This is a genomic window from Caldalkalibacillus salinus, from assembly GCF_016745835.1.
Lineage (GTDB): Bacteria > Bacillota > Bacilli > Caldalkalibacillales > JCM-10596 > Caldalkalibacillus_A > Caldalkalibacillus_A salinus.
On the sequence record NZ_JAERVL010000021.1, the window covers coordinates 62,796 to 78,208 of the forward strand.

Genomic DNA, 15,413 nt, shown 5'->3' on the forward strand with positions numbered 1-15,413 from the left:
TGTTGTGGGTTACAGTAGTTGTGGGTCACAGTAGTCTTGGTTTACTGTACGGATTTGATTTCCTTTATCACTTGGGTCACAACATCGTCCATTGTGGCTTTGCCCCCGAGGTCAGGTGTTTTGATCCCTTGGGCTAGGGTGTTCTCTATAGTAGTCAGTAATAGTTCTCCTAACGTGTTGTAACCAAAATGGTCAAGCATCATACTGGCTGTCCATAATTGGCCGATGGGGTTAGCGATTCCTTTTCCATATATGTCTGGAGCGGACCCATGTACGGGTTCAAACATGGAAGGGTATTGGCCATTGAGGTTAATGTTTGCTGCGGGACCAATACCAATACTCCCCATAATGGCCCCACCAATATCTGTTAGAACATCACCGAATAAGTTACTCCCCACCACAACATCGAGTGTTTCGGGACGCGTGACAAGGTAGGCACTCAGTGCGTCAATGTGCTGTGACTCGGCTTGGATCTCTGGATAATCGGCACTGACTTCTTCAAACACCTCATCCCAAAATGGCATACTGTGCACGATTCCGTTAGACTTTGTCGCACTTGTGAGATGACGGCGTCTGTCTTGGGCTAGGTCAAATGCATAGCGTATCGTCCGTTCGGTTGCTTTTCGTGTAAAAACGGCATTTTGGACTGCAATTTCATCATTGCCCTGATGGATGCGACCGCCTACTTCACTGTATTCTCCCTCACTGTTCTCACGTACAACGATAAAATCAAAATCCTGAGGGTTTTTTAAGGGTGAAGAAACGCCTTTGAGCGCTTTAGCTGGACGCAAATTGATGACTTGCTCACATTCTCTTCTAATTTTAATCAACAATCCCCAAAGAGAGACATGGTCAGGGACATATTTTGGGTAACCTACAGCTCCCAGAAAAATAGCATCTTTTTGCTGTAGTTGCAACATGCCATGATTTGGCATCATCACCCCATGCTTTAGGTAATATTCACATCCCCATGGAAAATACTCATAATTGAACGTGATGCCCCCATGAACGTCAGCCAATACGTCTAGAACTTTTACAGCGGCTGGCACCACTTCTTTACCGATGCCATCTCCCGGCACCACCGCTAAGTCAATTCTTCTCATCCGTTTGTTCACCCCGCTGATTCGATCTTTGATATTTTTATACTTTGACTAGCCATCATGTTCTGATGGCTCATCAAATTAAGTTACTTCAAGTTTAACGGCTCAAAGTTTTCTGCTTCAATTTAACGCTTCAGTTTAACAGCTACATAGTTTGGGCCAGCCTCAGAGCGGCTGGCCTTGTTTCGTCGAACGAGAACAGGTTGGACGGGTTTGTTTTTGACGTCGGTACGTCGAATTGACGTCACCCTGTTCTGGGTCACCAAGATCTTCAATTTTGATCCTCAATCTTGTTAGGGCTACGCACTGATAGGATGATCAACGTCTTTACGGGTGATGAAACGTTGGATTAGGGCTGCAGCACCAACGAAGGCGAAGGCATATAGGTCCCATAAAGGATCGGCATGAATGAGGCTAATGGCGCCTGCGGCAAGGATCAGACGTACAACGATGCCAGCGCCACGTCCCATAAACCATGCTTGTACACTTGCAGACAGCAGATATATACCAATCGCAGCCGTTACCACGGCCAATAATATGTTTAAGGTGTCTCCTATCATGAGCAATTGCGGGCTATAGAAGAATATGAACGGCACGATAAAGGCAGCAATCCCTAACCTGAAGGCTTGAACACCTGTTTTAAAAGGATCAGTACCAGCCACACCTGCCGCAGCGTAGGCTGCAAGGGCCACAGGTGGGGTGATGGCAGACATGACAGCATAGTAGAACACAAACATGTGAGCGATGAGCGGCTCAATTCCTAAGCTCACTAAGCCTGGTGCGACAACAGATGCCGCCACTGCATAAGCAGCCGTTGTGGGCATGCCCATCCCCAATATAATAGAAATAAGCATTGCAAACACTAAGGCCAAGAATATATTGTTGTCAGCGACACTGAGTAATAGTGAGCTAAACCGTAACCCTACACCAGTCAGAGCAATGACACCGACGATGATCCCTGCACACGCACACACGGCTAAGAGTTGAATGACGTTTTTCATCCCTAGTTCTAGTGCTTCTATCAGCTTCTTGAGCCCCATTCTTGTCGTCGGTTGTATCCAACTGATTACGAAACAAGCGATGATACTGATCGTCCCTGACATCACAGGCGATCGGCCCATCAGTAACATACCAATGAGAATCACAATAGGGATAAATAAGTACGCTTGCTTGGCAATGGTCTTAAAGGATGGCAGTTCTTTACGTGCGATCCCTTTCATGCCTTTTTTCAACGCTTCAAAATCAACCATAAAATAAACGGATAAAAAATATAGAAGTGCCGGAATTGTAGCAGCGATGACAATCTCTTTGTATGGCATCCCTGTAATTTCAGCCATTAAGAAAGCGCCAGCACCCATAATGGGAATCATAATCTGGCCCCCGGCAGATGCGGTGGCTTCTGTTGCAGCCGCAAATCGAGGCTGATAGCCGACACGTTTCATTAAAGGGATGGTCAGTGAGCCAGTGGCCACGGCATTCCCTGCCGATGTACCATTCATCATCCCCATGAGTCCACTAGAAATGACAGAGACCTTGGCTGGGCCACCACGCATACCACCCGCTAGGGCAAAGGAAAAATCAATGAAATACTTCCCTACACCCGACATTTGCAGAAACGCACCAAAAATAATAAAGAGCAAAATATATTTAGAGGACACGTCCATTGTCACACCAAATATACCGTCTAAACTGTAAATATACGTCACAAAACGATCATAGTTGTAACCGGGGCCCGCAAAGGCGTAAATGACAAAGGCGGCTGCTAAAAGAGGAAGCGTCCACCCACTCGTCCGTCTAGTGAGTTCTAGTACCAACAGAACGCCTAATGTGGCCACTATAGCGTCCATCGGTGTGGGTACAACGCCAAATCTAAACACCAATTCTTTAAAGTTCACAAAAATATAAGTGAAGATCCCTATACTGAGAAGGATCAATAACCAGTCTACAGGATGCACACGATGAGAAGCACCCTTCCATCCAGGAAACAGCATCAACCCTAGGACGACACCAAACAGTAAGTGCGCACTACGGAAAATCCAAGGATCAATGGCATTAAGATTTAATATATAAAGATGAAATAATGCCCCAAACACGGCAATAACAGTAAATAGAACACGAACTTTACCCCTTAACGATCGTGCCATAGAAGCACTTTCTATGTTTTCCTCTTTCATATTCTGGTCTATGGCCTCATCCACAGATGTTGCGTTTTTTTGTTCATGATGTTCCTGTTGATCTCGATTTTGACTCATGTCAGCACCTCCCTTAATGAATCAATTGACCTACCCTTCCAGTTAGAAGGGTAGGTAGGATGAAACACGTATCTCAGTTTAAAGTAGTAAAAAATTGGTGATACAAAAGCTTTATTGCACATCATAGATCGTAAATCACATCTAAATTATCAGCCTTACTCCCATTCTTCGGGATAAACGTCTGCAGGTAAGTCTATGCCGATCTCCTCATAGTAACGTATCGCGCCAGGATGCAGCGGCAGACTCTCGTTTCTTAAGATGGCTTCTTCTACCGCTTCCTCTGCTGCCTTATGCGTTTGCGTTAAAAAGTCTTGATTCTTATGATATGATTTGACGAGATCATAAACGAAATCTGCATCCATGTTCTTATGCACAATCCCAAAATTAAACATGGCGATCGTTTCGACATCCTCGTCTGTAGACTCATACGTATCTGCTGGGATCGTATATTCAAAGAAGTAAGGATACGCTTCAATCACTTGATCTCTCATCTCACCCTCAATACCAAAGATATTGATATCCCGCTGTGCTTCCACTTCTGTTACGGCTGAGATGGGGATACCGGCAGCAAAGCCGATAATGTCGAGCTGTCCGTCCATTTGCTGTGAAGCCATATCACTTGCGCCAGCCTGAACATTGTTTGTGTCTAATTCAAGGGCTTCGTGAATCAAAGGTAGGTAAGTCCCTGAAGTCCCACCAGAAGGTCCAACCCCTACACGCTGTCCCTTAATATCTTCAATGCTCTCTATACCTGATGAAGATACTGCCCACCAGTGGATAGGGGTGGTATACATCGGAAACACCACTCTAACATCCTTATGCTCATTTCCTTCAGCCCAACCCGTGCCAGTATAACCTTCGTAGGCAGGCCCTAAGGTAACAAATCCAATATCCTGATCCCGTGCTTGGACTAATTGCATATTATGGACAGGCCCCCCTGTCACCTCTACGGTTGACTTAATATCGTACTCCCTTTCAAGGAGTTGTCCTAAGGCTCCCCCATAAATAAAATAAGTACCTCCCTGAGAGGCGGTCCCTATTTTGACTTCTGTCGGATAGGCCTGTTCATCCGATTCTCCAGATGAAGCTTCATCGCTCCCACAGGCAGCTGTGACTAATAGTGACATAGCCGCCATTGTGGTTAAAGCTGTTTTTTTCCAGTTAAATTGTAAACTCATGTGTATTCCCCCTAATCTTCTATGAATTTTGGAAGACTGTATATATATGTAGCGTCATAACGGTCTATAAAGTTTTGATAGACAGGATATAACGCTTCTTCCCACATTTGTCTTTCTCTTTCCGTTAAAGTGTGCCGCTCGATACACTGGCACTGGTCAATATCTTTATCATTTTGTTCATTCATTTCTTTTGCTTTTTGCACTTCCCATGCTGTTACTTCTGATATGGTTTCTTGGATAAGCCTTCGGTTTTCTTCCGTTAAGCCCTTCCAAAAATCTTGATTCGTAAGTACAACATACCCTAGATAACCGTGATGGCTGTTCGTCATATGTGTTTGTAATGTATGTAAATCTTTACTGACAATGTTCGAAAACGTATTTTCTTGCCCGTCGACAATATTTTGTTCTAAATTTTGAAACACTTCATCGAATGAATGGACCATTGTACTGGCGCCAAGATAAGCAAACTGATCCTCTAAGACACGGCTGGGCATAATTCTGAAAGTTAACCCGGAAAAGTCTTGAGGCGAACGTAAAGGACCTTGGTCATTGGTCATATGTTTGAAACCGTTATCCCAAACTTGTAAAGGTTCAAGTCCCTGCTGTTGTAGCTTGTCCATCAACCTATCCCCAATGGGGCCCTCTAAGTACTGATGCACCTCGTCGACACTTCGGAAAGCGAAAGGCAAATCAATGACCTCCCACTCTGGGACAAGCTCTGTCAATTTAGAAGTGGCAGGTGCAATCATTTGAATATCTCCTCTAAGAAGCGCGTCTAACTCTTCCCCGTCCTTATACAGGTAGCCATTAGGAAAAACTTGAACCTCAATATAACCATTGCTTTTTTCCTTAATCTCTTGAGCAAAACGTCTCGCGGCTAACCCTTTAGGGGTTTGTTCGCCGACGATATGAGAGAACCTTATGACCAAACGTTCATCCTGACTTAGCTGTTCATGGTCCTCTGGGTACTCGACGTTTTGACAGGCACTTATGAAAAGCAAAAGGAGCGTGAGTATCAGTGTGAGACGTGTCGTCACTCGGACGGCTAGTACATGTGTTTTCATTTGGTGTGCTTTCATTTTACGTATGGACACCCTCCCACATATCTCAATCGACACGTTCGAATTATTTAGACAATAATGCACTTTTATTGTAAAGCGCTTTCACCCGTGCAACAAGAAAAAGAGCATATTGCTCTTTTTGGTCTTTTTGGTCATGAAATAGCGTAATAGTGACTAGGTCTTCCCACGGTCCCGTACTGTACATGCACCTCAACCTTGCCTTCCTTAGCAAGATAGTCCAGATAACGTCTTACAGTCACGCGCGCCATACCTGTACTCATCGCCAGCTGGTCGGCGGTTATAGGTGCGGTTGTCTCCAGTAATGTATCGAGAATTTGTTTTAACGTGGTTTCGCTTAATCCTTTGGGTAAGGCGTGGTCTCCTTCGGATTGTCTCGATCTGAGTTGTTTCCACTGATCAATATCCTCTTGTTTCAATCTATCCGTATGTTGAAAAGCCTTCCAACGCTTCCTGTACTCTTCCAATGCGGCTTCAAAACGTTGATAGCGAAAAGGCTTGACCAGATAATCTGTAGCGCCTAACCTTAAGACCTCCTGTACCGTTTCTGAGTCACTTGCAGCTGTGAGAGCAATGACATCGCATGGCTTTTGATGATGACGGATATGCCTGATTACTTCGAGTCCGGATATATCGGGGAGGTACATATCTAGTAGGACAAGATGGGGTTGCGCGATGTCTAATTGCTTTAACGCTTGTGCACCTGTTGTGACTGAAACGGCAAGCTCAAACCCAGTGACACGGGCCAAAAATCCTTCATTCACTTCTAGTACCATTGGATCGTCTTCAACAATCATGACACGTATCATAGCTCCTACTCCTTCGTTATATATTGTATTGTTCTTCCCCTTGACTTTTGATTTTGATCGTCATCGTTGTTCCCTGATGAGGGATAGAGTTGACGTCAATTAGGCCTTGATGCGCTTCAACAATCTCCTTAACTAGCGCTAGCCCAATGCCTCTACCTTCTTTCTGCTTCGTACTATAACCGTACTGGAACATATTTTGCTGCTCCTGTTCTGCAATGCCTTGTCCATTGTCACTCACTTGTATTAATAACGCACGCTCATCACCTTGAATCAGACAGCTTACCTTTTTATGTGCTTGAGCGTTTGAAAAAGATTCAAAGGCGTTCTCGATGAGGTTACCCACAATCGTGACAAGGTCACCAGTTTGAAACCCTGGTATCATGCCTTGTACATGACTATCCTGATCTATAACGAAATAAACGTCTATTTCCTTTGCTCGTGAACGTTTCCCTAGTAATAAACCTGATAATGAATCTATCTTAATATTATTTTTTAGAAATTGGACCACGTCTTCTTCATCCGTCGTTTTTTCTATGATGATATCTAACGCTTCCTCTGTACGCTCAAGTTGAATCAAGCCTGCGATACTGTGTAGTTTATTCATGTATTCATGATTCTGAGCACGCAAAGCGTCTACTAGCGTTTTTACGCCTGTCAATTCTTCAGCGAGGCGATTCGCTTGCGTTCGGTCTTGCATCGTAATAAGCGAGCCGACCAAGGCCTCTTTCACTTTAATAGGATATGTTGATAAAAGATAGACATTGCCCTGCACCATCAACGTACGATTCGTCACTTGCCTCCCGAGCGTTTGGACAATCGATTGGTCGGATTCTGGAAATAAAGTTTTGATATGCAGTGTAACGTCTTCCCTGTCGTGGTAACCTGTATAAGACTTAGCTAATTGATTCATAAAAGTGACATGGCCTTCACTATCGACTGCGATAATCCCCATATCCATCGCCTGTATGACGGCGGAGCGTTCTTCTACTAATCTAGCAATTTCATAGGGTTCCATATTGAACGTTTCTTTTTTAATATTATCTCCCAGTACCCAAGAGCCAATCAATCCCACTAGAAGCCCCCATACAAGAGATAGAAGCAGATCGTTTTGGTATTGCATGAGTAATGATTGAAAGGTCGGTGTAAGAATCCCTACGACGGCGACCCCTACTTGTTCTGTCCCATCGTCATCCATAACAGGAACAAAAGCACGAACGGCATAACCTAATGGGCCATGGGCTTTGGATCTGTATTCATGCTCGGATAAGGCCGCTCTTTCGTCCCCTCCTTCAAATCTAGTACCTAAATAACTTTCCGAAGGATGAGAGTAACGGATACGGTCCATATCAATAATCACGATATAATCCACGTTCGTTGCTAATCGAATGCGTTCAGCAATGGGCTGGATGATCGTCTCCCCTTCAGGCTGGCCGACGTGGTTCCTCACTTCGGGTAGCTGTGCTACCGTCCGAGCAATAGCAGTGGCGCGTTCACCTAACTCTTTCTCGAAAGCGGCAGAAATACTATAAATCATGATTAACCCACTCGTTAAAATAGATATTAAGACAATACAGAATGACAGTATGAGCATCTTCACCCGAATTGAGATCTTCATTGTAACCTCCGCACCGTAAACACTCCCAAAAGTGTGTGTTCCTATTTACAAGCGCTTAATATTGATCTCCTTTACTGTACCACAAGGCAAAAAGAAACCAAAAGGATGGTGATTTTTGGATATAAAAATAAACGTGCCACCATTAGTGACACGCTTATCATATAAGCAAGGTTGTTAAAGAACTTATATCAGTATAACAGCCTTACTCTTCGACTTTAGAACCCCCTTGGGCAAGCTGGGTCCAGTTCTCTCCCCCGTCTTCAGTATAATAAATCGCCTCTTGGAATGTCCCTACAGCCATGATTTGCTCATGTTCGGGGTGTACGGCAATGTGAGCGACAGCATCCTGCGGTTGTACCTCTAACTGGCGTTGTTCCCAGGTCTCTCCAAAGTCTGTCGTCACTGCTAAGCCTTCATCTTCTGACTCCTCTTCCATCATTCTATAGGCGAGGAAGGTGCCCTCCTCTGAAAGAGCCTGACTAGAGACAATGGTATAATCTGTTGGTTGAAGTTCCCATGTGTCTCCAGCATCAAAGGATTCGTATACACCCTGAGCTGTTCCTGCTAGAATATGGTCAGCATCGCTTGGGTTGGTTACAAGTGTATAGATGGCGGTCCAATCTTGAAGTAAACCTTCGGGTTCTACTTGTTCCCAACTATCGCCTGCGTCATGGGAACGATATAATCCAGCTGCCTCGCCATAAGTGTTAATCGCGTACACTACATTCGTATCATTGCTATGTGGCGTTAAGACATGAAAATCGACTTCCCCCTGTAATCCGATTTGTTCCCATGTTTGGCCACCATTCGTGCTCTTCATTACCCCTAATGGGTCTCCTAAATCAGATGCTTCGGCAGGGTGCCCACTCGTAATGAAAGTATTCTCATCTATTACGGCAAATCCCATAAAATCATGGTGGAATTCTTCTGCACCTTGTACATGCCATTCATTCGTTTCAGTATGAATACGAATAAGCCCATAGTGGCTGGCTAACAATAATTGTTCTGGGTGAAGAGGATCGAAGCTCAATCCGTGTATATGCGAGAAAGACTCAACGGCTTCACCAGGCATTTTACTATCTTGACCCTCTTGGTCGTTGTTTGCACTGTCTTGACCTTCTTGGTCGTTGTTGACACTACCTTCCTCTTCATGGCCCTCAACGCCCTCCTGTGTTTCCGGCTCAACGTCCTGACCGGCACAAGCGGTAAGTGTCAACAATCCGAGTGCTACGATTAGGTATGCTATTATTTTCGTGGATCTCATGGTACGTCCTCCCTTCAGTATATAAAACATATCGCAAATGAAGCATGCTTGTATATGCTTCCATTATACCCGTTCACCTCCATGTGTTCATCCCGTTATTATGTAAATTTTGTGAAGGCATTAACTGCATTGTAGCAAAAAAAACCCAGCGTACTGCTGGGTTCTCTTTAAGTTACGCTCACTTCGATTATATCTTGTGACATAGGTGTGATAACCTAAACGTGACATAAAACGATCTACATTTTAAACGGATCTTTTTGGAATAACATGATCGGCATCTTGAATACGTACGCTGTTACAACAAAAATACCGCAAGCCATTCCTAGCATGGCAATAAAGCTATGCACCGATAGTCCTCCAACACCCGCAACGACGTTAGCAATGTTACATCCGGGTGCAATACGGGAAGCAATCCCCATCAGCAGACCTCCAATAATAGGGTAAGGTAAACGGTTTAGACGAGGAACCCTAATCTTGAAGGACTTACTGAGTAACGCTGAAACAAAAGCACCAACAATCACAAAGATCACAAGGAACTCTTCGGGCCCTAACCCAACAGTCGGGTGTTGGGCGAACAGGGTAGAGAAGTACAGGTTATTTAAAATGTGCTCCTCTCCTATGATAAAGGATAATATTGTCCCAGCAATCCTCGTTTCAGGTCCTGTAATGCTAATAGAAGACAGTAAAACAAACTGAGCTGTTGCTGCTACACCCATCACAAAACCGACGAAACGAATATCCCAATGCGATTTCGTTAGCATGTTGCCATCTTTAAAATCTTGGAACGTATTTTTGACGCCATGCCAGAAACCATGCCAACCGAACCTGAGCAAAGTGGGCACTAAGATGAGTGATACGATCAGGGCGGAAAGCAGTAGATAAGGGATCGGAAGAACGTCATACAGTGTAATGCCGTCTGTCCATGTTAACGGCTCTAGTACATAGTCGATGGCGTAAGGATCATAGACGTATGCGAATAACACATTACCGACGAGCATAGCCAAGATGACAATCCAGAACTGTATATACCCCATACCGGCGCGATAGAGTGCACCTGAAGCACAGCTCCCCGCAATGGTCATCCCTATGCCGAATAAAAAGCCTCCTAATAAATTGGTTAGGCCAATATCTAGCGACCAAATGTGAGCGACACTTGCTTGTCCCATCCCAAAGGTTAAGGCGATACCCCAACCTAGAACCGCCGTGGCCATTAATACGAGCATCCCTTTACCTACACGGGTATCTCTCACACTGACCCAATCTCTGAAGGAGGCCACAAAACAAAAGTCTGCTTTCTGTAATAAAAAGCCATATATAAAGCCAAATATACATGCGATCATTAATGCTTCTAAAGTAAACAAAAGACCATTCACCTCCATAGAAAAAGGCAGTCACCAAGAGACGCTGCCTTTCTCTACCTATTTTCACTTCATTGGTATCCTTTTTTATACTCTTAAATAAACGATTGCGGTTTGCAATTGTAAGCGATTGCCGTTACCCAGGAAACCTGAATACTTCAAGGTCCTATTTCTTCTTCATATAGATATGGTAGGTTCCGTTACTCTCTACGATCCCTAAGACGTCTGCAATCCCGTTCATTTGAACGGCTGCCGGAACAGTCTTTGTGGCAATAGAGTGATCTGTTGACTCAACTACAATCTCACCAGACTGCGCTTTTTTCAATGCCGCAAGTGCTATATTCAAAGTGTGGGGACAAACCTCTCCCATACCATCCACCTCATGGTCAATGTGTAGTGCTTCTAACTCTGCTTGTGACATACTCATGATAGTTCCTCCTTGTTAATAGCTCAAAATGTTTAAGGCTTTTATTCAATATCTGTACTTTCACTGTTACCGTATTCAGCCCATGAACCCTCGTAGTTAACAAGATCTTCAAAACCTAATAAGCGTAGCGTAAAGTACGTGTGCGCCCCTCTTACGTTTGTCTGACAGTATGAGACAATTTGCTTATCAGCTGTAATGCCGTTAGATTCATAGAGTTCATATAGCTCAGCTGCTTCTCGGAAATAAGGCACACCATCATCTTGTAAGCTTTGGTTCCACTCAATGTTGACTGAACCTGGGATATGTCCCCCACGTTCTGCTCTAACATTCTCACCTGTATGCTCTTCCTCTGAGCGTGTATCAAGAAACACGACTGAGTCACGATCTTCGTTTAGCTTGTCTTGAACTTGGCCTAGGTCACAAACAAGGTCCTCGTTCAACTCAACCGCAAACGTGGTATCTTCTATTTCCGGTACATCTGATGTCACTTCTTTTTCTTCGACTAACCAAGCGGAATAGCCACCATTTAATATTTTTACGTCCTCATGACCGTAATACTCTAACGCATAAAAGAGACGTGTCGCACTTAGGCTATTCCCTTCATCATATATGACAACCGTAGTATCTCCGTCAATCCCAAGTTGAGACATGATCTGTTCAAAATCTTGTGGTCCCACCAAATAGCCTTCAACTTCATGATCGGCGTCCACGAGCTCACGCCAAGATCCAAGATGAACCGCATTGGGAATGTGATCTGTATCATAACCTTCCTCACGCATGTCGACAATTCTAAGGTTCTCATCATCCTGATGAGCGTCTAGCCAGTCAGGGCTGACGAGCAACTCAGGATTAGCGTAGTCTCGTTCTGTGGCGGCTTCATTTGATGTTTCTGAATCTGCACAGGCTGAGACGATCAAGGCCATTGCGACGAACAAGGTTAACAATGTGTATGTGGGTTTTCTCATGTGGTTCCTCTCCTATATAAGCAAGTTGTGTGTTTGTTCCTACAGATTATACTATGCTATAATTCCTATTGTAAAGCGATAAAGTCTTAAATTCATATTAGATTACTTGGGATAAAAAGGGAGGCATCAAGTTGAAAAAGAGAATAGGATACTTCATTGCGCTCACTCTAAGTACTGTGCTCCTCACTGGTTGCGCCATAGATCAGAGTGAACAGCAAGGTGATGATCAGGATGGCCATGATGCAGGGCAATTAAGTGCTGTGCAATATTACATTACTAATGAAGCTGACAATAGCGTATCTATTATTGACATTCCTTCAAGTGAAGTGGTAGGAGAAATAGGTGTAGGGGAAAAACCGATTAATTCAGTCTTTACGCCCACGATGAGAGACGCATTTGTGACTCAAGAAGTCGATGGGACTGTGGCTAAAGTGAACACACGCGAGTTATCCGTAGAGCAAGAAGTTGAGGTTGGACCTTTACCTCATGGCATCGCTTTATCCCGTGATGGACGTGCCATATACGTGACGACTTTAGGAGACTCACAGGTTCATGTTTTAGATACACAGGACTTATCCGAAATCGCACGTATTGATGTAGGAGGGTCTTCCCAAACCCACCACCCGTACTTGAGTGAGGATGGCAAGAAACTTTATGTGACCAATTTTGTGTCTAACACTGTTTCTGTTATAGATACAGAGAATAATGAGTTAGTAGACACATGGGAAGTCGGTGAAGAACCCAAGCAGCTCGTCCTAGATGAGAAGAACAATATTTTTTACGCCACGCTTGGACAAGACGATCAAGTCAAGGTTTTTGACCTTGACACAGGTGAAGAAATCACAGCTATCGATACGCTAGCTGGACCGACCGGTATTGTGAAACATGACACTTTGCCGTACTTATTTGTATCCCACATGGAAGATGACGCAGTGTCTGTCATTGACACTGAAACGCATGACATCGTACATGTTGTGGAAGATATCGGACGCCCAATGGATTTGGCTTTCAATCGCGAGCAAAGTCGTGTCTATATCGTTGCCAATGGCGATAACCAGGTGCATATCATGAACACGGAAACTTTTGAGCTAGAGGAATCAATTGACGTGGGAGAGGAACCCCATGGCATCCGCATTAAAGCATTGCCCGGCGTAGGTGGTAGTTGTTAGCTTTTTTCTGCCCACCTTATATAGCATCATGCTAGGTGAGATGAAGTGCATTGCATATAAGCTAAATAGCATATTGATCAATCAAAAAGGTAGTCACAGCTACATGATCGTTGCTTGACTACCTTTTTATCATTAACCAATTTATTATTAACCAATTCTATCCCCTTTGTTCACCTTTTGGTCTGGCTGGAGCAGTACAACCCCACTCTCTGCGTAAACACCGAGCACGAGGACTTCAGACGAGAAGTGCGCAATCTTTCTTGGGGGAAAATTAACGATGCCGATGACTTGTTTGCCGACCAAATCTTCTCTCTCGTATAGGTCCGTTATCTGGGCACTGGATTGTTTCATACCAATCTCATCACCAAAGTCCACCCACAATTGATAAGCTGGTTTACGAGCTTCTGGAAAATCCTTCACTTCGACAACTTCACCCACGCGAATATCTAACTTCATAAAATCATCAAAAGCTGCCATGTTTGAGCCTCCTATCTTTCATCACGATTTAAACGTATGGGACATATATTATATCAGCCTATATTGGCTAGTTTAGCATTCGAGAGGTGAAACGATATGCTTTTTAAAAATAAAATCGCCAACGTTGATATTGATAATGTTTCAAGTAATGGGTCTATTAATTTCGGTCATTCGATCTTAAAAGGGATAACGGCTGGTAGTCAAACGGTTGGAGGCCAGTCTACGATTGGTGATGACGACCCTTCCCTCAACGTTAATCATAACCATGTCAAAGACCCAGATGGCGTGGACCAAGGGCAAAAACAATTCTAATCTCTAATATGCACTATTTGATGCTCCCCGTCCCATTCAACTTCTGCGCCTAGGGCTTCAGAAACAAACCTGAGTGGGACCATGGTCGTTTGGTTCACAATGATCGCTTCCGTATCTAATTCAAGAGCATGACCGTTCATCATCGCTTGATGATCTCCAATTTGTAAATAAATTTTTACGTCTTCTCTCACCGCTGTGACTGATTTAGTCTCGTTATCCCATTTCACATCTGCTTGTAGGGATTCAAAAATACCACGCATGGGGACGAGCGTTCTCCCATTCACAATCACAGGGTCTTGAGCGTATACTTGAACCTGGTCATTCAACATAATGGACACTTCGTCTTGGCAATAGGGGTGGTATGAAAACATATAATCTGTAATGATCTGAACAGCTTCTTCACGTAAGTCATCGTTTAACGTCCTGTCCGCTAAAACATCCTTTACATGTAACCACACCTCACACCAATTCTGCTCTCCCTGAGCTTTGGTTAAAGCCGCAATCATGGACACTGTTAGACTGTCAGGGTAGGCTTCCTGTGCCCCTTTTAGATACGGCTGAGCCCTTTCGGGGTGAAAGTAGTCGTCTAAAACTAACAGATAGCCGATGATGAACAGTTGATCGCCTTCTAACGTGTCGAGTGTTAATTCCTCAACTCGGGCACCGTGAATGAGTTTAGTGTATGTATTGGCACGATCCCGAATGTCCCACATATTTGTATTGTACATCGCGTTAATGACGGCGGCTTTAACGTCTAGTGTAGGCTCTGGTGAGGCTAGATATTCTGCAATGTCCGCTGTTATGTCACCCGTTTCCTGTGCTTGCTGGACCATATCGATGTCCGTGTATGCATTGGAAATCGGTGTAGATGTCACTGGTGAGTCTGCTAAACTAGGTTGAGGAAACAGCATGAGTACAGCTATGACAAACATTGTGATCAAAACGACGCGCTGCTGAATCATAAAGCCTAACCTCCCCTTTCAATTTATTAAAACTCCCTTATCCTAATATAGCATGAAACAAGCCCATATCACACTTACCTTTTACCAAAAAAAATAAGCTAGGGAGGACCCTAGCTTATTCTCACAACACCATATTATGCGTCTTCTTCAGTGTCTTCTTCAGCATCAGCGTCTGCATCTTCAGCGTCTGCATCTTCTTCAGAACCTGCATCTTCGTCTGCGTCTGCGTCTGCATCTTCAGCCTCTTCTTCGCTGTTTGCGTCAGCTTCTTCTTCGTTGTTTGCGTCAGTTTCTTCTTCGTTGTTTACGTCAGCCTCTTCTTCGTTGTTCACATCTGCGTCTGCTGGCTCTTCTTGATCAGCAGCACACCCTGTTGCGAATGCGAAAGCACCTACTAGTGCTGCGAGTAAAGCAAATCTTTTTAGTTTTAACATGTGAAATACCCC

At 44.2% G+C, this 15,413-nt stretch carries 15 protein-coding genes and 1 pseudogene; 2 read left to right on the forward strand and 14 right to left on the reverse strand.

What is annotated here, in order from left to right; translation table 11 throughout:
• Nucleotides 1-41: 41 nt before the first annotated feature.
• The 11 genes from JKM87_RS13165 to JKM87_RS13215 all read right to left on the reverse strand — a co-directional run bounded on the left by JKM87_RS13165 (nt 42) and on the right by JKM87_RS13215 (nt 12,047).
• A complete protein-coding gene (locus JKM87_RS13165) occupies nt 42-1,103 on the reverse strand; it encodes a tartrate dehydrogenase (RefSeq protein ID WP_202080828.1) in 1,062 nt (353 codons plus the stop codon).
• A 122-nt stretch (nt 1,104-1,225) separates the two neighbouring features.
• Nucleotides 1,226-1,363, reverse strand: coding sequence for a hypothetical protein (locus JKM87_RS13170; RefSeq protein WP_202080829.1), 138 nt, complete (start codon nt 1,361-1,363; stop codon nt 1,226-1,228).
• A gap of 36 nt (nt 1,364-1,399) precedes the next feature.
• The gene (locus JKM87_RS13175; protein WP_202080830.1) at nt 1,400-3,352 is read right to left on the reverse strand and encodes a TRAP transporter permease; all 1,953 of its coding nucleotides are present in this window, start codon (nt 3,350-3,352) and stop codon (nt 1,400-1,402) included.
• Nucleotides 3,353-3,507: 155 nt separating this feature from the next.
• Nucleotides 3,508-4,530: a TAXI family TRAP transporter solute-binding subunit gene (locus tag JKM87_RS13180; protein WP_202080831.1), complete on the reverse strand. Its 1,023-nt coding sequence runs from the start codon at nt 4,528-4,530 to the stop codon at nt 3,508-3,510.
• A gap of 11 nt (nt 4,531-4,541) precedes the next feature.
• The gene (locus JKM87_RS13185) at nt 4,542-5,594 is read right to left on the reverse strand and encodes a DctP family TRAP transporter solute-binding subunit (protein WP_236838822.1); all 1,053 of its coding nucleotides are present in this window, start codon (nt 5,592-5,594) and stop codon (nt 4,542-4,544) included.
• 149 nt (nt 5,595-5,743) lie between these two features.
• Entirely contained in the window at nt 5,744-6,418 is a 675-nt protein-coding gene (locus tag JKM87_RS13190; protein ID WP_202080832.1) for a response regulator, read from the reverse strand.
• Between the two features lie 16 nt (nt 6,419-6,434).
• Nucleotides 6,435-8,033 (reverse strand): ATP-binding protein, encoded by a 1,599-nt coding sequence (locus tag JKM87_RS13195; protein WP_236838823.1) that lies wholly within the window; start codon nt 8,031-8,033, stop codon nt 6,435-6,437.
• A 202-nt stretch (nt 8,034-8,235) separates the two neighbouring features.
• Entirely contained in the window at nt 8,236-9,297 is a 1,062-nt protein-coding gene (locus tag JKM87_RS13200; RefSeq protein ID WP_202080833.1) for a F510_1955 family glycosylhydrolase, read from the reverse strand.
• Between the two features lie 236 nt (nt 9,298-9,533).
• On the reverse strand, nt 9,534-10,676 hold the full coding sequence (locus JKM87_RS13205) for a YeeE/YedE family protein (protein WP_202080834.1): 1,143 nt from the start codon (nt 10,674-10,676) through the stop codon (nt 9,534-9,536).
• 145 nt (nt 10,677-10,821) lie between these two features.
• A complete protein-coding gene (locus JKM87_RS13210) occupies nt 10,822-11,082 on the reverse strand; it encodes a sulfurtransferase TusA family protein (protein WP_202080835.1) in 261 nt (86 codons plus the stop codon).
• A gap of 41 nt (nt 11,083-11,123) precedes the next feature.
• Nucleotides 11,124-12,047, reverse strand: a complete 924-nt coding sequence (locus tag JKM87_RS13215; protein WP_202080836.1) for a sulfurtransferase — start codon at nt 12,045-12,047, stop codon at nt 11,124-11,126.
• Nucleotides 12,048-12,178: 131 nt separating this feature from the next.
• Between JKM87_RS13215 and JKM87_RS13220 the strand changes: the two genes are divergently transcribed.
• On the forward strand, nt 12,179-13,216 hold the full coding sequence (locus JKM87_RS13220) for a cytochrome D1 domain-containing protein (protein WP_202080837.1): 1,038 nt from the start codon (nt 12,179-12,181) through the stop codon (nt 13,214-13,216).
• 147 nt (nt 13,217-13,363) lie between these two features.
• Here JKM87_RS13220 and JKM87_RS13225 read toward each other — a convergent pair whose 3' ends face one another.
• Complete coding sequence (locus JKM87_RS13225; protein WP_202080838.1) at nt 13,364-13,693, reverse strand: tRNA-binding protein; 330 nt, start codon at nt 13,691-13,693, stop codon at nt 13,364-13,366.
• Nucleotides 13,694-13,789: 96 nt separating this feature from the next.
• On the opposite strand from JKM87_RS13225, the gene JKM87_RS13230 reads away from it, so the two are divergent.
• Nucleotides 13,790-14,005, forward strand: a complete 216-nt coding sequence (locus JKM87_RS13230; RefSeq protein WP_202080839.1) for a spore germination protein — start codon at nt 13,790-13,792, stop codon at nt 14,003-14,005.
• On the opposite strand, the gene JKM87_RS13235 is transcribed toward JKM87_RS13230, so the two are convergent.
• Nucleotides 14,002-14,967 carry a copper amine oxidase N-terminal domain-containing protein gene (locus tag JKM87_RS13235; RefSeq protein ID WP_202080840.1) on the reverse strand — a complete coding sequence of 322 codons (966 nt, stop codon included), beginning with the start codon at nt 14,965-14,967 and terminating at the stop codon, nt 14,002-14,004. The genes JKM87_RS13230 and JKM87_RS13235 overlap by 4 nt on opposite strands.
• A gap of 134 nt (nt 14,968-15,101) precedes the next feature.
• Nucleotides 15,102-15,413 (reverse strand): annotated as a pseudogene (locus tag JKM87_RS13240) (hypothetical protein); the annotation flags it as partial.